Source organism: Aequorivita antarctica, from assembly GCF_007997155.1.
GTDB lineage: Bacteria > Bacteroidota > Bacteroidia > Flavobacteriales > Flavobacteriaceae > Aequorivita > Aequorivita antarctica.
The window spans coordinates 320,854-338,545 of sequence record NZ_VORT01000003.1 but is presented as its reverse complement, the minus strand read 5'-3'; the positions used below and the strand labels follow the sequence as shown (position 1 = coordinate 338,545).

Annotated in this window: 16 protein-coding genes; 2 read left to right on the top strand and 14 right to left on the bottom strand. The window is 37.5% G+C overall.

Annotated elements, in window-relative coordinates; all coding sequences use genetic code 11:
- Positions 1-43: 43 nt before the first annotated feature.
- The 6 genes from sufB to ESU54_RS06145 form a co-directional block, all read right to left on the bottom strand.
- Entirely contained in the window at positions 44-1,492 is a 1,449-nt protein-coding gene (gene sufB / locus ESU54_RS06170; protein WP_111843320.1) for a Fe-S cluster assembly protein SufB, read from the bottom strand.
- A 13-nt stretch (positions 1,493-1,505) separates the two neighbouring features.
- Entirely contained in the window at positions 1,506-1,835 is a 330-nt protein-coding gene (locus ESU54_RS06165; protein WP_111843321.1) for a HesB/IscA family protein, read from the bottom strand.
- 155 nt (positions 1,836-1,990) lie between these two features.
- Positions 1,991-3,094 carry a cytochrome-c peroxidase gene (locus ESU54_RS06160; RefSeq protein WP_235004533.1) on the bottom strand — a complete coding sequence of 368 codons (1,104 nt, stop codon included), beginning with the start codon at positions 3,092-3,094 and terminating at the stop codon, positions 1,991-1,993.
- A 10-nt stretch (positions 3,095-3,104) separates the two neighbouring features.
- Positions 3,105-3,941 carry an MbnP family protein gene (locus ESU54_RS06155; RefSeq protein ID WP_111843322.1) on the bottom strand — a complete coding sequence of 279 codons (837 nt, stop codon included), beginning with the start codon at positions 3,939-3,941 and terminating at the stop codon, positions 3,105-3,107.
- A 29-nt stretch (positions 3,942-3,970) separates the two neighbouring features.
- A complete protein-coding gene (locus ESU54_RS06150; protein WP_111843323.1) occupies positions 3,971-5,353 on the bottom strand; it encodes a hypothetical protein in 1,383 nt (460 codons plus the stop codon).
- 20 nt (positions 5,354-5,373) lie between these two features.
- Positions 5,374-6,786 carry a choice-of-anchor B family protein gene (locus tag ESU54_RS06145; protein WP_111843324.1) on the bottom strand — a complete coding sequence of 471 codons (1,413 nt, stop codon included), beginning with the start codon at positions 6,784-6,786 and terminating at the stop codon, positions 5,374-5,376.
- A 202-nt stretch (positions 6,787-6,988) separates the two neighbouring features.
- On the opposite strand from ESU54_RS06145, the gene thiL reads away from it, so the two are divergent.
- Positions 6,989-8,044, top strand: coding sequence for a thiamine-phosphate kinase (gene thiL / locus ESU54_RS06140; RefSeq protein WP_111843325.1), 1,056 nt, complete (start codon positions 6,989-6,991; stop codon positions 8,042-8,044).
- 74 nt (positions 8,045-8,118) lie between these two features.
- On the opposite strand, the gene ESU54_RS06135 is transcribed toward thiL, so the two are convergent.
- The 8 genes from ESU54_RS06135 to ESU54_RS06100 form a co-directional block, all read right to left on the bottom strand.
- Entirely contained in the window at positions 8,119-8,424 is a 306-nt protein-coding gene (locus tag ESU54_RS06135) for a hypothetical protein (protein WP_111843326.1), read from the bottom strand.
- A gap of 3 nt (positions 8,425-8,427) precedes the next feature.
- Positions 8,428-9,198: an alpha/beta fold hydrolase gene (locus ESU54_RS06130; RefSeq protein ID WP_111843327.1), complete on the bottom strand. Its 771-nt coding sequence runs from the start codon at positions 9,196-9,198 to the stop codon at positions 8,428-8,430.
- A 22-nt stretch (positions 9,199-9,220) separates the two neighbouring features.
- A complete protein-coding gene (locus tag ESU54_RS06125; protein ID WP_111843328.1) occupies positions 9,221-9,535 on the bottom strand; it encodes a DUF3784 domain-containing protein in 315 nt (104 codons plus the stop codon).
- A 74-nt stretch (positions 9,536-9,609) separates the two neighbouring features.
- Positions 9,610-10,902, bottom strand: a complete 1,293-nt coding sequence (locus ESU54_RS06120) for an aminopeptidase P family protein (RefSeq protein ID WP_111843329.1) — start codon at positions 10,900-10,902, stop codon at positions 9,610-9,612.
- Between the two features lie 289 nt (positions 10,903-11,191).
- The gene (locus ESU54_RS06115) at positions 11,192-11,581 is read right to left on the bottom strand and encodes a hypothetical protein (protein ID WP_111843330.1); all 390 of its coding nucleotides are present in this window, start codon (positions 11,579-11,581) and stop codon (positions 11,192-11,194) included.
- A 272-nt stretch (positions 11,582-11,853) separates the two neighbouring features.
- Complete coding sequence (locus ESU54_RS06110) at positions 11,854-13,173, bottom strand: NAD(P)-binding domain-containing protein (RefSeq protein ID WP_111843331.1); 1,320 nt, start codon at positions 13,171-13,173, stop codon at positions 11,854-11,856.
- A 345-nt stretch (positions 13,174-13,518) separates the two neighbouring features.
- Positions 13,519-14,097 (bottom strand): sigma-70 family RNA polymerase sigma factor, encoded by a 579-nt coding sequence (locus ESU54_RS06105; RefSeq protein ID WP_111843332.1) that lies wholly within the window; start codon positions 14,095-14,097, stop codon positions 13,519-13,521.
- 150 nt (positions 14,098-14,247) lie between these two features.
- The gene (locus ESU54_RS06100; RefSeq protein WP_111843333.1) at positions 14,248-14,631 is read right to left on the bottom strand and encodes a hypothetical protein; all 384 of its coding nucleotides are present in this window, start codon (positions 14,629-14,631) and stop codon (positions 14,248-14,250) included.
- 187 nt (positions 14,632-14,818) lie between these two features.
- On the opposite strand from ESU54_RS06100, the gene ESU54_RS06095 reads away from it, so the two are divergent.
- Positions 14,819-17,659 (top strand): WD40/YVTN/BNR-like repeat-containing protein, encoded by a 2,841-nt coding sequence (locus ESU54_RS06095; protein ID WP_111843334.1) that lies wholly within the window; start codon positions 14,819-14,821, stop codon positions 17,657-17,659.
- Positions 17,660-17,692: the final 33 nt, after the last annotated feature.

Genomic DNA, 17,692 nt, shown 5'->3' with positions numbered 1-17,692 from the left:
TAGGACCTTTCTGGGGTTTCAAACCAAGAAAGGGTTGATTCTTTTAACCTACAGAGCCTTCAAGGCTTATTTCTAATAATTTCTGTGCTTCCACGGCAAACTCCATGGGCAGCTTATTTAACACTTCTTTACTGAAACCGTTCACTATCAAAGCGATTGCTTTTTCAGTTTCAATACCGCGTTGGTTGCAATAAAAAATTTGGTCCTCCCCAATCTTGCTGGTAGTAGCTTCGTGTTCTATTTGCGCGGTTTTGTTTTTTACCTCAATATATGGGAAAGTGTGGGCGCCACAACTGTTCCCCATTAATAAGGAATCACACTGCGAAAAGTTCCGGGCATTGTCTGCATTTGGCATAATTTTCACCAATCCGCGATAGCTGTTTTGTGAATTACCAGCTGAAATACCTTTTGATATGATTGTACTTCGGGTGTTCTTCCCAATATGAATCATTTTAGTTCCCGTATCGGCCTGCTGAAAATTGTTAGTAACAGCTATGGAGTAGAACTCGCCAATAGAGTTGTCGCCTTTCAGCACACAACTTGGGTATTTCCATGTAACGGCACTTCCAGTTTCTACTTGAGTCCATGAAATTTTTGCTCCATTTTCACAAATTCCTCTTTTGGTCACAAAATTGTAAACGCCGCCTTTTCCATTTTTGTCACCTGGATACCAGTTTTGTACTGTTGAATATTTAATTTCAGCATTGTCCATTGCTATCAGTTCAACTACTGCAGCATGCAGTTGATTTTCGTCGCGACTTGGAGCAGTGCAGCCTTCCAGATAACTTACATAGCTTCCTTCGTCTGCAATCAATAATGTTCTTTCAAATTGCCCAGTCCCTCCCTGGTTAATACGGAAATAAGTTGAAAGCTCCATTGGGCAACGAACACCTTTTGGAATGTAGCAAAACGAACCATCACTAAAAACGGCGCTGTTCAAAGCTGCATAATAATTGTCACGTTTCGGTACCACGGTGCCTATATATTTTTTGACCAATTCAGGATGCTCCCTTATGGCTTCGGAAATGGAACAAAAAATAATTCCTTTTTCCGCTAAGGTTTTTTTAAAAGTAGTTGCTACAGAAACAGAATCCATTACAATATCTACAGCGACACCAGCTAGTTTCTTCTGTTCGTCTAAAGAAATTCCAAGTCTTTTGAAGGTATCCAAAAGTTCTGGATCTACTTCATCAATACTGTCATATTTTGGTTTTTTATTTGGAGCTGAATAATAAGAAATGTTTTGAAAATCAGGCTTTTCATAATGCACATTTGCCCAATCCGGTTCCGCCATTTCTAACCAATAACGGAAAGCCTCCAAGCGCCATTCGGTCATCCATTCAGGCTCTTCTTTCTTTTTGGAAATAGCACGGACTATATCTTCGTTCAGTCCAACGGGAAAAGTGTCAGATTCTATATCGGTGTAGAAACCATATTCGTATTCTTTGGTTTCAAGTTCTTTTTTTAAATCATCTTCAGTATACTTGCTCATCCTCATTTATGTTTTAAAGTGAAAAAGATTCTCCGCAACCACAAGTGCGATTTGCGTTGGGATTGTTGAAAACAAACCCTTTTCCGTTAAGTCCACCACTGAACTCTAAAGTTGTTCCCACTAGGTACAAAAAGCTTTTTTTGTCCACAGCAATTTTCACATGCTCTTCTTCAAAAAGTTTATCGTTTTCACCCAGACTGTGATCAAATTTCAGCTCGTAGCTTAAACCGGAACATCCACCGCTTTTTACGCCCACGCGAACATAATCTACCGCAATGTTAAAACCTTCCTCGGCCATCAGTTGCGCTATCTTGGTTTTTGCACTTTCACTTACTTTAATCATATGTAGATTAATTCTAAATTAGATGGCAAATATACATCAAATAGTATTTTTAACCATACCTAAGTGGGATTTTAAAACTATTGAACTATAGTTTTAAACAATAATTAACAGAGTGGTTTTATTTGGAAATTGAAGTGTTTGAAAAGAAAAAAAGCTTAATTGGGGTCTTGAAAATCTGGATTGTTTATAAATGAAGGATCTGAAAGTGAAAGTAAGAAGGCTTTTAGGTCTGCTTTGTCAGGTTCAGTCAAATGCACACCACCTCTTGAAACAGCTTTCATTAAGGGGTCTATGGTTCTGGAATAAACAAGACCTTCACTATAATGGTTTATTACGTCATCTAAAGTTGCAAAGCGGCCATCGTGCATGTATGGCGCGGTGTAAGCTAGATTTCTTAAAGAAGGTGATTTAAACTTGCCGTCATCATTTGGATCTCCTGTTACATTTCCCAAGCCTTTGTCTGTAATAATAGGGTCCAGTCCGTTGTTGTGAAAAATATTATCTGTCCACAAAGGGCTAAATTCATTTCCATGGCAATGAAAGCAGTCTCCGCGAGCTTCATCCATAAAAATAGCAAAACCATTTATTTCTTGAGGTGTCAATGAATTTTCACCCAATAAATACCGATCAAAAGGTGAATTGGCGGAAATAAGGGTGCGCTCAAACTGTGCGATTGCTTTTGTGGTCAATTCTTTGGTGATATTGCTAGTTCCAAAAGCTTTGTTGAAAAGTTCGGGATATGCACTGCTGCTCTGCAAGCTTGCCACGGCATTCTCCCATGTATTGTGCATTTCTATGGGGTTTTCTACGGGGCCAAGTGCTTGGTCTTCAATACTTATAGCGCGGCCGTCCCAGAAAAATTTGCTGTTTGTATTCCAAGCCATATTGTAGAGCGGCATAGAATTGCGAGTGCCTTCAAAACCGTCAATACCTATGCTGAATTGATTTTCATCTGTAAAGGAATTGCTCGGCTTATGGCAGGAAGCACAAGCTTGTGTCCCATCGCCAGAAAGGATTGGGTCGTAAAATAATTTTCTTCCCAACGCTATTCCTTCCACAGTTTGTGGATTATCAGCAGGAATGAATGGTTGGGGTAAAAATTGTTCAAAAATTGGAGGAACGGTCAACGGTTTTGGTGTGGGTATATAGTCCTCACCGGGATCAATTGGGTCTGGGTCATTTGAAGAGCAAGCAACCAGAAGGCTGATTGCCATAACCCCAATAAATATTCTAAATATTTTCTTTGACCGTTCCTTCATTTTTTATATGCTATTGAGTGATGGCGCCAATACTAAAAACGCTAGCACCATTTTCATTCATATGTTTTTGAGCCTCATAATTCATCATTAAATCAGTATTAAAGACATTTAAGTCCCAAATATATGGATTTTTGTACCATTCGGCAATATTCATTTTTATCTCTATGGTAGCATCTGCTGAAATGGTGAAATTTTGACTGAAATTAAAAGAAATAAAATTTTGTTCGAATACATCTGGACTTACTCGGGCAGTACCGTTGTGGTATGCATAAGGTAGTTCGCCACCAGTGCCATCTTCATATTTACCTTCCATTTGCATAAAATGATAGCCGCCACCAAGCATTGCTGGCCAGTTCCAATTAGCGTCGTTTAGATCGGGATAGGCACCGCTCCTATTGTCTAATTCATTAAAACCATATACAAATGAAATGCCTGTGTAATCGCCTGTAGTTGCCATTATCGCTGGCGTAAGGGTGAGAGAAGTTGGGTCTGTTAAATCTATTAATTTATATTCTTCAAAATCAACTGTAGAGCCATCCGCTTTATGGAGTACTATTTTGGAGATTAGATATCGAAGTTTTGAAATTTGCAAAGTATTTCCAAAGGCATTTGTAAAAGAAGTAACGTTAAAATCTGCGCTGGTAACAGATTGTCCATCCCAGTCTTGGATAAAACTAAATGTAACATTTTTGTTGTAGATACAAGAGCCATCGTCAGTATTGGCGGCTGAATTATAGTTTAATGAAGAAGAATCCGTACATCCAAAAATTTCTGGTTGTGAATCATCATCGTTGCCACATGCAACAGCAAAAAATGCCATAATAAAAAAAAGAGCTACTTTTTTCATAGGTTAAATAGGGGGTTAAATAAATAAGTTTATTTTAGTTTAATAATTAAAAAATCTTTAGACCCCTTATTCAAGGGAATATCTTGATCATTACTTTCAGTGTTGCCTACAGCTACTATTTTGTTGTCAGAGGTTTCTATTGCTTCAGAAGCGAAATCCAGTCCAGATCCACCAACGTTTTTCTGAAACTTTAAAATTCCGCTTTGGTCAACGACGAATATCCAAGCATCGTTAAAACCGTTGTTGGCCTGCAAATCTCCATCATTACTTCGGCTGTGGCCAGAAAGGATGTAATCTCCGTTGTTGCGCTGAACAATGCTGTGTGCAGTGTCAAACTGTGACCCTCCGAACGATTTTTGCCAAATTTTGTTTCCGTTGTCGTCAAATTTCACCATCCAAGCATCTGCGTTTCCGCGTGGAGCTGTAACATCTTGATCGCTGCTTCGTGAGTCACCAACCATAATGTAATTTCCGTCATTGGCTTTTATTGAAGCGTAGGAGTTGTCTATCTCTGCTCCTCCAAAAGATTTAGTCCAAACCAAATCTCCAGACGAAGTAAGTCTTACGGCCCAGTAATCATAACTTCCTTTGGGATCTATTTTATCAAAATCTACACTTTCTGAGGTGCCGGTCATTAAAAACCCGCCATCTGCTGTTTCAAGTGCATCATAACTTCGGTCGTTATTGGTGCCACCAAAATAGCGTCTCCACTGTTTGGTTCCATTAGCGTCCAACTTAATGCCCCAATACTCACCAACACCATGAAGAACTCCTTTTTGAAGATCATTTCCGGATCCGCTTTGAATATCATTCCCTGCTCCACCACTGGCAGAAACGTCAAAAAATCCTGTAATGAAATATCCGCCATCAGAGGTTTGAAATGCTTTGTACGCCTGATCACTACCTGCAAAACCAAAGTTTTTGTCCCATTGTTTGTTTCCGGAAGCATCTACTTTTAAAATCCAATAATCCTGAAACCCTTCGTTGCCAGATACATCCCCATCATCGCTGGAAGTATATCCGCTTAATAAATAGCCGCCATCATTGGTTTTTGTAATACGGGCTGCATTTTCATCATCACTTCCTCCATAGGTTCTGCTCCAGATTATTTCACCGGTTTTGGAGGTCTTAAGCAACCAATAATCACTGTCGCTCCCACTTCTGCCTGTAAGATCGCCATCAGTGCTTCTGGTGGTTCCAAAAACCACATAGTTTCCATCTGCGGCTTCCACTACTGAAATTGCCTCATCTATTCCGCTTCCTCCATAGGTCTTTACAAGTTCTATAGTTCCGAGAATTTCCTCTTCCTCTTCTGGAGTAGGATTGTCATCTTTTCCACAGGAAAAAATAATGAACGAAAGTGAAAGCAGAAGTGGGAGCGCTTTTAATTTAGGTTTTTTAAAAAATAACATAAGGGGATAAGTAGATTGTTTTAATTGATTAATAATCTTTTTGTTGTGGTTGAATTAATTTTCACCACATACATTCCTGATTGAAGTTTTGAAATGTCGATATTTTCTGAAAGACTATTTGCAAAATTTAGATTTATCACTTTTTGTCCAAGTACGTTAAATATTTCAATTTGAGCAAAAGGTTCTGTTTTTGAAGAGATTGTAACTAGGTCTTTTGCAGGGTTGGGAGCAATTGCAAAGGTTGAAATGGAATTGTCATTTACACCCAAAGATGAATCCCTAACAATAAAAAGACCTCTGTCAATGTCACTGATCACAATATTCCCACTTGCAAAAAACGGATAGACGCTCCAAGCCCCGTCAAAATTAGCCGAGTTGCTGCCTGGGTAAGTGTCAAAAAATTTGGTTTCGACCATATTTTGGTTTTCAATATCACTAATGTCCATAATTCGTAAACCCGCACGGTAACTAGAGAGGTAAAATTCATTTCCCAATACATAACCGTTGTGATCTATTGCTTGAACATCATCTGATTCGTATTCAAAATGTACTACGGGATTATCGAGATCACTTACATCAAAAATGATAGTTCTGGTATTAAAGCCAAATGTGGATTCGTCTAATTCATCACCAATAATAAAGTAATGTTTATCATCGGTAAGCCAGCCTTGGTGGGTGTAATCTACGCTTCCGTAGAATCCGTTGGAAATACCAATTGGGTTATTTTTATCGGTAACATCCACAATCGAAACTCTGTCTTCATTACTTCCAAAGAGAATCTCACGGCCTGCATAATCTGCATCAGGGCCATCGTAAATCACTACTTGTGCATCGTGGCTATAGTTATCACCACTAAAACCACCTGCAGCCACAGGGCTCAATGGATTCTGAATGTTCACAAAATGTGGGCCGCCTCCAAAAGTACTGGTTCCCACAGCGTAGGCGTAACCAGTTTCTTCATTGATAACAATATTGTGGCAGCGCCCAAAACCGTTATAGTGTGCATCTTCAGTAAAAACTTCAGGAGCGTTGCTAACGGAACGCAAACGAGTAAGGTCAAAAACCTGCATACCATGTCCGCTGGCTTCACTAACTATAAATGCGTAATTATTATATACTTTTATATCCCTCCAAATACTTGAATCTGAATGTGTTGGTAATTTGCCAAGATATATTGGGTTTATGGGGTCCGAAATATCAACAAATGCAGCTCCATTGTTCAAGCCCATAATTGCGTATTCCTTTCCGTCCTGTGGGTCAGTCCATCCCCAAGAATCATTTCCCGCACTGGCATTCATAGCGCTTAGGCTAATACGGGATAAAAGATCAAGGCCATTACAGGGATACTGTCCTGCCATGCCATTTTCACATGGAGTTTGGGCTATTGAAAATGTACTGAATAATAAAATTAAAACTTGTAATGATATTTTCATATTTATGTATTAAGTTAATAAGCAGGCTAAAATAACAATATTATAACTGTTTCAACAAACGTAAAAGATTAAATATTAGTATAATGTTAACGAGTTAAACGATTATTAATGTTTTTCCCGATAACAACTAATATTAACTGGAGACTTCGCTTATTGATTTTGAAGATGTATTTTTGCCAAAGAATAATGATAAATAATACAAATGTTCGAAAATAAAGACGATTCCAGTACAAGTATTGGGAGTTTAGGCGAGTTTGGACTCATTGACCATCTCACCAAAAACTTCAAAATAAAACAAAAGTCAACTGTGAAGGGCGTTGGCGACGATGCCGCAGTGATTTCCTGTGATTCTAAAAAGGAAATTGTTGTTTCTACTGATTTTCTTTTGGAAGGTGTGCATTTCGATTTGAGTTACGTTCCTTTAAAACATTTGGGTTACAAAGCTGTAGTTGTCAATCTTTCTGATATATACGCAATGAACGCAGAACCTACCCAGATTACGGTAAGTATTGCAGTTTCAAATAGATTTCCAGTAGAAGCTTTAGAAGAACTTTACGCAGGTATTATAGCAGCTGCAAAAACCTATAATGTAGATGTAGTGGGTGGCGATACCACTTCTTCAACAACGGGTTTGTTGATAAGCATTACCGCTCTTGGAATGGTAAATAAAGGCGAAGCAATATACAGAAGTGGTGCCAAAGAAAACGATCTGTTAGTTGTAACGGGCGACCTTGGCGCAGCATATATGGGGCTGCAGGTTTTGGAGCGCGAAAAGGAAGTTTATAAGGTAAACCCAAATTCACAACCAGATTTGGAGCCTTATTCCTATTTGGTGGAAAGACAATTGAAACCCGAAGCTCGCAAGGATATTTCAGGTTTGCTGAAGGAATTAGATGTGAAACCTACTTCGATGATTGATATTAGTGACGGTCTTTCTTCTGAAATTTTACATATTTGTAAAAGCTCGAAGGCAGGGTGCAATTTATTTGAAGATAAAATTCCGCTTGACCCTCAGGTTATTTCAACTTGTGAAGAATTCAATTTGAATAGCACTACAATAGCTTTAAGTGGTGGGGAAGATTATGAACTGCTCTTTTCTATTAAGACCGAGGATTATCCAAAAATTAAGGCGAATCCAAATCTAACAATCATTGGTCATATAACTGATGAAAAAGAAGGAATTCATTTAATAAGCCGTGCAGGAACAAAAATACCTTTGGTTGCAAGAGGCTGGAATGCGTTAAAAGATAATGGATAGATTTTAGGAAAAGGCACTAAAAGACTTGTTCCCTAATTTTAAGGAAGAATATTCTTTAAGAAAATCGCAGCTTTCTAATGGACGGTAATTCTATTCTTTTTTCTGAAAAAAGAAGATAAACACTCGTTCACTTCGCGTTGTTTGAAGGTAAGTAGCTCAAATTTACCAGAATAACTGTTTGAAACCTCTTTGCCGCAACAAGCACATTTGTATTCACTAATGTGGTCGGTAATTTTGCGTGTAATAATGTAATCGTGGCCAAATGCAGTGCATATTAGACTCAAGATTGGAGGTCTGCTTTGGGGCGTAACTTTATCCATTTCTGTCAAATTAATTGGGGTTGATTCTTCAATATTAACGTTTTTTCGGATAAAGTGCAAGTTTTATCCGATAAAATGTAAATATTTTACAACAGAATCCCAATTTTCTATCATACTCATATGCCCTCCTTCAATAATTTTTACAGAAACGCCACATTGTTCGGCCAATTGTTTTGCATCTGAAATTGGTAAAATAGGATCTTCTTCAGCTAAAATCATATATTTCCCTTTGTTGAAATCCTTCAAAATTACAGTTCGATCCTTTCGGTCACGCATTCCTTTTATAGCGGCTTTTATACCTTCCACTGGAAAAGAATAAACTTCCTTTTTTAACATTTCAATTTCTGCAGCAAACTTTTTACGAGAAGTTTCGGCGAACAGATTTCCAATAGCCATACTAATATAAACCTGAGGATTTTGATCGATAACCTTCAGCGCACGATTACGGTTTTCTTTACGTTCTTCAGAATCTGCTATGGGTGTTGAATTTAGAAGAATCAATTTCTCGACTTTTTCAGAAAACATTTCGGCGTAAGCCAAAGCCACGTAGCCGCCCATGGAATGACCTATGAAAGTTGCTGATGAAATTTGCAAATGTTGAAGTAATTCATTTACAACCTCAGCCATTAATTCCATAGAATGAATTTCTGAAATAACACCGCTTTTTCCGTGACCGGGAAAATCAATTGTAACTATAGTATTGTTTTTTGAAAACTGTGGAATCAAAGAATTCCACATTGTAGAACTTTCCAAAAAACCATGAAGTAAGACAAGTGATGGGCCGTTTCCTGAAATTTCGTATTGAATTGGAATATTTTTATAGTGAAAAGTCATGTTTTGAAAAGGTATGTTAAGCCTATTTTTTATAGGCTTTAGAATTGGATTTAACGAGAAGATAAATAACACTTCCAATAACAATTGGAAAAAACAGATAGTTGGCTACTTGAGGATTTTCCATATATGAATTGGCAAAACACAACAAAATCATTGAAAGCCCTATAATAATTAAGACGTTTCTTAACAGAACAACCACTTTTTCAATCTTCACTTTTTCTTTTTCGGCTTTACTCATAGTGTTGTAGCCGGCGATGAGAAAATATAGTTTGAAATGCTTTATCAGAATTCCAAGTAGGATGAGAAAAATGCCAACATAGATATATGAAGTTTCCATTAATGTTGTTTTATAAAAAAGACTTAAAAAGAAATTCTCTTTAAGTCTTTTTTCTTTAATCTTTATTCAATTTTCTATTTATTCATAATCTCCTCAATCTCTTCAGCTTCAATAGGAATGTTGCGCATTAAGTTGAAAGGTTCTCCTTTTTTCTGAATAACAACATCGTCTTCCAAACGGATCCCGAAACCTTCTTGCGGAATATAGATTCCCGGTTCGACGGTAAAGACCATATTTTCGGTCATCTTTTCCCAAAGCACTCCGTAATCGTGAGTGTCAAGTCCCATATGGTGACTGGTGCCGTGCATAAAATATTTTTTATAGGCAGGCCAGTTTGGGTCTTCGTTTTTTACATCGGCTTTGTCCAAAAGTTTTAGGCCGAGAAGTTCTTTGGTCATCAATTTGCCCACTTCTTCGTGGTATTCCTTCCAGTAATTTCCGGGAACCAGCATTTTTGTGGCATCGTCTTTCACGCGCTTTACTGCATCATAAACCTCGCGCTGGCGTTTGCTGAATTTTCCGCTCACAGGAATAGTTCGGGTCATATCGCTCGCATAATTTGCGTATTCAGCACCCACATCCAACAGAATTAAATCGCCTTTTTTGCATTGCTGATTGTTCACGATATAGTGTAGCACGTTTGCATTGTTGCCACTACCTATAATAGGCGTATAGGCAAAACCACGGGAACGGTTTCTTAAAAATTCGTGCATAAACTCAGCTTCGATCTCGTATTCCCAAACGCCTGGTTTTACAAAATTCAGGATTCTTCTAAATCCTTTTTCGGTAATGTTGCAAGCTGTTTGAATTAAATCGAGCTCAATTTTATCTTTTACGGCACGCAAGCGCTGTAAGATTGGATTGCTGCGTTCCCAACTGTGCGCAGGGAATTTTTCTTTTGTGGTTTTGATGAAACGATCCTCGCGGGTTTCGGTTTCCACACTTTGGCGGTAATGCTCGTTAGTGTTGAAGTAAATGCGCTCTGCCTGCGTCATTACTTCATAGAAAATCTTGTCGAATTCCTTCAGCCAGTAAACTGATTTTATACCACTGACCTCAGTACCTTTTTCTTTTGTAAGTTTTTCACCTTCCCAAACGGCAATGTGGTCATTGGTTTCGCGTACAAAAAGCATTTCGCGATGATCCTTGTTTGGGGCATCTGGGAAAAGAACCAATATGGTTTCCTCTTGATCCGCACCAGTTAGATAAAAAATATCGCGTGCCTGTTGAAAAGGCATTGTACTATCCGCCCCAATTGGGTAAATGTCATTACTATTGAAAACCGCTACACTTTTCGGCTTCATTTGGGCCATAAAGTTTTTGCGGTTTTTAATGTAGAGTTTGTTGTCTATCTGATCGTACTTCATCGTATTGTTTTATGAATTTCCTCAAAATTAATTATTTCAACCTTATTAAGTTGCTGTGAAGGGTTAAAAGTATATTAATTGTGCTTTCAGCATTAATAGATTATATATATGGTCTCAGAAACAACTAAATCTATTCCGTCCATTTTGGCTTCATAGTTATAATTATCTTCTTCTGCAGTTACAATTTTCTTGTGTGAAAAGGTTAACGAATGAAAAGGCTACTGTGAGAAGTAATATGTTTTTATAAAATTTGGGGTGTTGAGAAATGTACTTTAAATAGCTCATAAAGTTATATGGCGTTAAAAATAATTAATCCGCCAAATAAAAAAGCAAATGGGGAAATTAGTTGAACATACTTGGGTTTAAGCATATCGGCGCTTTTCATTGAAAATGCATGATGTGTTTTTCTCGGAACAAGATAAAGTATCAAAGAGGTTATACCCATAAACCAACCAAAAATTGTAAACGCTAAAGGGAACTTGGAAAAATCTGAATACAGAATCAATGCTACCGCTGGGATTAATCGTATTGTAATTTCAGTATAGTTTATAAAATTTGTACTTCCGGCTTTACGTAAGGTTGCCCTTGCTCTTTCTGGTGCAAAAAGCATTAGAAAACCCACAAAAATTATAAATATTCCAAATATTATTACCGTCCATTTTGCTAGGGTTGTTATCATAAATGTTTAGGCATTTTCATTCAGAAATCTATTAGGATTATTTTGAAGGGTAACGAACGTTTAGTATAAGAGCAGTAGCGGATTTAATCGCACTTACTTTTCAGAGAACAAGATACTGAATTAAGCACAAAAACGGTTCAGGTAAACACCCAAACCGCTATTGCTTTAATACATTGTTGTAGCTAGTTCTTCATTAATACTTCCTCTCCGTTTGATGTCTTTTATTCAGTAAATTGCTGATAACTAAATAGAATAGTAGGATAACTATTAATTTATACACCACAACTCGCAGCACAGCTGCTTTTTACTTTGACCTCAGCTTCTTTAATTGCCGTATTGATTCCTGAGCTACAAACACCAGTTTCTGGTAAATTTAATTCTACTCGTTTTGCACTTTCAAAATTACCGTTCATGAAAGCGACTATTGACCTTATTTGCTCATAACCTGTAGTCATTAAAAAGGTAGGAGCACGTCCATAGCTTTTCATCCCAACGATATAAAAACCTTTTTCCTTTTGCCTTAATTCTGCCTCCCCATGTGGTCGTACAGTACCACAGCTATGAATATTTGGATCAATTAAATTAGCCAGCTTAGGAACGCTTTCAAGAGCTGAATCTGAGTCAAAGCGAATTTCTCTTAAGAAATTAAAATCGGGACGAGAGCCTGTATTGCTAATTATTTCATCTATACCCTCCAAAACAAAGTTGTCTTTGTGTTTTAAGCCTTTAATTACTAATTGGTCCTTATTTTTTTCAATTTCATGAATATACACAGGCGTATGAATCTCAATAGCTCCTGAATTCACCAATTTTTCAATTTGAATACCTAAAGCACCTCTTGCCTTAAACTTATCAGCCTCTTGACCGCCATACACATCACTAACTTGCTTTTTTCGCAATACCCAATGAATTTTTGTTTTTGGGTATTTATGAATGAGATCATTTAATGCTAAAATAGTTCCAATAGCCGAATGCCCTCCGCCCACGACTAAAGTAGTTTTATTAGCATATTTATCCTCATCTGCTTCATTGATATCGGGCATACCATAATATATTTGGGCTCTATTATCCACCTCACCAAGTGCAAATATTCCACCAGATCCTACAGGATTTGGACTTTGCCAAGTACCTGAAGCATCAATTACTGCTTTAGCTTCATACAGCTTAAATTTTCCATTTTCAATAACTTGAATAGAAAAAGGAAGTTCTTCTCTCTTGGCATCTTTCATTTTATCTAAACCGCTTCTTCCAATGGCGATTACCTTCGAATTCAAATTAATATGTTCTTTAATGCCTGGTAAATTTGCAAGTGGCTTTAAATAATCTTCAATAATTTCCTTTCCATAAGGAACATCTGCTTTGTTTGGAATTGGCAATTGTGCTTCTCGTAATAAGGTTTCTGCTATCTTGTCAATATTATATTCCCAAGGTGAAAACAACCTTACGTGTCCCCATTTTAAAATATTAGCGCCAATTTGACTTCCTGTTTCAAAAAGAATAAATGGCTGATTGCTTTTTTTAAGATGTGCGGCTGCGGACAAACCTACTGGACCTCCGCCAATTATTGCTACTGGTAAATCGTGATTATTCATTATTTCTTAGTTTTAGATTTAATATCATAACCAAGACTAATTAAGATACAAAAAGACGCAAAATTTATTGATTAAATATTTTTTAACTAAAAAAGCCTCCTATATTAGGAAGCTTTTTAAATTATTATTTAATGAAATTAAAGGTCTCAACAATATCTGCGATTCGAGCCAAAAATGCCTTTAGATGATATTATACATAATGATCGTGTTGCTGAATTCGATCTATAGTTTCTATTATTATTCCATGTTGTTCTTCTTGAATATTTTATTGTTTCCATTTTGTGTGTTTTTTAAATTAATAATCATAACCAAGACTAATTAAGATACAAAAAGACGCAAAATTTATTAATTATTATTTTTTGGGTTTTTTTTCAACGGTTTACAATCTGCTTTAATTTCAATAGAAATAGGCCTTCCTTTGGCATTTATTTCCAAATTGCTACATTCAATAATTTTCTCTTTCAATAATTTTCTTGCACGTTGAATTCTGCTTTTAGTGGCCGTTAAACTCAAATTCATTTTTTTGGAAACTTCAATTTGGCTTACTCCTTCAATATCTGACAATAAAAGAGGGAGAGCATATTTATCAGGTAATAATTTTATAAGAGGCTCCAAGAATTTTTCAGCCTCTTCATAAGTATTATTTTCATCTGATTCGAATTTTTCAGTGACTTCATTTGTGAATTTATTTTCTGATTTTAAATAATCAATCACAGTATTATGGGCAATTTGATATATCCATGATTTAATATTTTTTATTTCATTCCCCGAGCAACAGGAATTGTAAATTTTCATTAATACCTCATGAGATAATTCATCAGCTAGATCTTCATTTTTAAGCTTTTTTAAAATATAATATTTTAATCCACTTTTATATTCAATCCAAAGGGAAGAGACTTCTTTATATTTTTCAATTTTCTTCATATTGATTAGCTACAACGGTCCAGTATAACCGTCAGTTACGGGTAAATTTACGAGGTTTTTCGGTTAAGTACTGGCGTTAGCAATTCCGAGTGGATTCGGACGCAGTCGAATCCGCCGTAATTGCGGTTATACATTGTTACCTGTTGGCTTTTATAGTATTGATGGTCCTTTCGGTTTGTATTCTGTCGGTGTTTCAACGGTGCTAAAAGCTACCGGAACTGTAAATTTAATTCGGTTGTGGTTAACAGTAGTGTTTTCATCATTTATTCCTGCACCGATGCTAAAAAGTCCAGCTACTTTTAGTTCTCCTTTTCCACCAGTTCCTTGCTTGTCATCAACTCCAACTAAAATGTCGAAATCCAAGTTCTGAACATATCTCCATCCATCACTTCTCAACAGTTTTTCACCAGTTTTTCCAATTTCAGTTTTTTCTGGATTTACTATAACTCCTTTGTCTTTCAGTTCATTTTGACTTTCAACAATAGCCTCACTAATTGAAGAAATCGTATTTTTTATAAAATCTTTTAAATCCATAGTATTTGTGTTTTCAGCTTACAGGTAACATGGGAATAAACACTATATAGTGTTTATTCCCATTATATAATTCAACCCAAATATACCAAAAAACAATTCCCCTTTTCGCTCATCGCTAATTCCTCATCGCTTAACAATTGCAAAACCCGCCTCATTTAAGTACCTTCATCTTTTCAAAACCAATCACATGAACAAATTGTTTCTTTCGGCGCTCTGCCTAGCTACTGCCGTAGCTTTTTCGCAACAGCCCGCTACTCCCGCAACCACAGTGGTAAGCGGCATTCAACAAAAAACACAACTGGCGCAAGCCTCTCCTGTTAAAAATCTACCTTTTAAAAGCATTGGCCCGAGCATTATGAGCGGCCGAGTGGTTGATTTTGCCGTAAACCCTAATAATCCCACGGAATTTTACGTGGGCTACGCCAGTGGCGGACTGTGGCATACTAACAATAACGGCACTTCATTTACGCCCGCAATGGACAGCAGTCCCACTCAGAATGTAGGTTGTGTGGCGGTAGATTGGCAAAATGGCACCATATGGGTTGGTACAGGCGAAGTGAATGCTTCCCGTTCCTCATACTCGGGAATCGGTTTGCTGAAAAGCGATGACAAAGGCCAAACATGGCAAAACATGGGGCTAACGGACACTCACCACATTAGCAGTATTCTTATAAATCCTTCCAATCCAAACGAAGTTATTGTTGGCGCGGTGGGACATTTGTATTCCACCAACGACGAGCGCGGGGTTTTCAAAACTACTGATGGAGGCAAAACTTGGAGTAAAACACTTTTCATAAATAATGAAACGGGGATTATTGAAATTTCCGCTAATCCGAAAAATTTCAATACTATGTATGCTGCCGCTTGGGACAAAGACCGCAAAGCCTGGAATTTTGATGGCAGCGGCGAGGGTAGCGGAGTTTATAAAAGCACCGATGCGGGAAGTAGTTGGACCAAAGTTTCTACCGAAAATAGTGGTTTGCCAATAGGTAAAGGAATGGGCAGGATGGGTACAGCAGTTGTAGATGACAACACAGTTTATTTAATTGTTGACAACCAATTCCACAGAAAAGAAGAATCCAAAAAAGAAGAAACAGAAATCCTCACCAAAAACGATTTCAAGAAAATGGACGTGGCTGCCTTTCTGAATTTAGATGATAAAAAACTGAATCAATTCCTTAAAATGAATGGTTTTCAGGAAAAATACCGTGCAGAAAATGTAAAGCAAATGGTGCGCGTAGGTACCGTAAAACCTGAAGATATTGCAAAATATTTGGAAGATGCCAACAGCGCGCTTTTTGACACGCCTGTTATTGGTGCTGAGGTTTACAAAAGCACCGACGGCGGAAAAACCTGGAAGAAAACTCACGAAGGTTTTTTAGATGATTTGTATTATTCTTATGGATATTACTTCGGAAAAATTCACGTGAATCCTAGTGATGCCAATAAAATATATGTGTATGGCGTACCAATTTTGAAATCTGCTGACGGAGGAAAGACTTTTACAAGCATTGATGCCGATAACGTGCATGCAGACCACCACGCACTGTGGATAAACCCCAAAATGCCAAGCCATTTAATTGATGGCAACGACGGGGGCGTAAACATAAGTTATGACGATGGTAAAACGTGGATAAAAAACAATGCCCCTGCCGTAGGGCAATTCTATTCGGTAAATATCGATCATGAAAAAAATTATAATGTTTACGGCGGTCTTCAGGACAATGGCGTTTGGGTGGGTCCACATGATTATGAGGCAAATCCTGGCTGGTTGCAAGAGGGCAAATATCCGTATGAGTTCCTTTTTGGTGGTGACGGTATGCATGTGCAAATTGACAACCGAAATAGTAAAATAGTTTACACCGGGTTTCAGTTTGGAAATTATTACAGATTGAACAGAAACGGAGCCGAACCAGTTTACATTCAACCGAAACACGAATTGGGTGATAGCCCATATCGTTTTAATTGGCAAACGCCAATTTTGCTGAGTCCGCACAACCAGGATATTCTCTATTTGGGTGGAAATAAATTGATGCGAAGCATGAACCAGGGTGATGACTGGATTACAATTTCAGAAGATTTAACGCAGGGCGGAAAACAGGGTAATGTGGCCTATGGTACATTATCGAGCATCAGCGAATCTACTTTTCAGTTTGGCTTGCTTTACACTGGCAGCGACGATGGCTTGGTTTATGTCTCAAAAGATGCAGGCGGTAGCTGGACAAAAATTTCAGATAGTTTTCCAAAGGATCTTTGGGTAAGCCGAGTGGTTGCTTCTTCACATAAAAAAGAACGAGTTTATGTTAGCTTGAACGGCTATCGTTGGGATGATTTTAAACCATATGTTTATGTAAGTGAAAATTATGGCGCCACTTGGAAAGACATCAGCAACAATTTGCCTACTTCATCAGTAAACGTAATAAAAGAAGATCCTACGAATGAAAATCTGCTGTATTTGGGAACAGATAATGGAGCATATGTTTCCTTCAATCGCGGTGAAAGTTGGGAAGTGTTTTCAAAAGAATTACCCAATGTTGCTGTGCACGATTTGGTAATTCAGCCTGAAGCGAAGGATTTGGTTTTGGGAACCCACGGAAGATCTATTTATGTGGTTGATATCGCTTTACTTCAAAAACTGAATGCAAATAATACAAATGAAGTGGTTGCCGCTGAAATGGAGACGGTAAATTATTCACCTCGCTGGGGAAGTAAATGGAGTACTTGGGGAGAGGTTTACGAACCTAAAACCAGCATTCAGTTTTACAGTCCGCAAATAGGAAAAGCAACAATAGCTATCAAAACTGAAGACGGAAAAGAACTGCAACAAATCACGATGGAAGCTTCAAAAGGCGTAAACATAATGGATTATGATTTTTCTATTTCGGAAAAAGGAATAAAGACTTTTGAAAAAGCTGAGGCAAAAATAAAAAAGGCTGAAAACGGTAAACAGTATCTTCCGAAAGGAAAGTATAAAGTGAGTGTTTCCATAAACGGGAAAACAGCAACTTCTGAGTTGGAGGTAAAGTAAGCTAATGTATTTAAACCGATTCTAAATAGATTT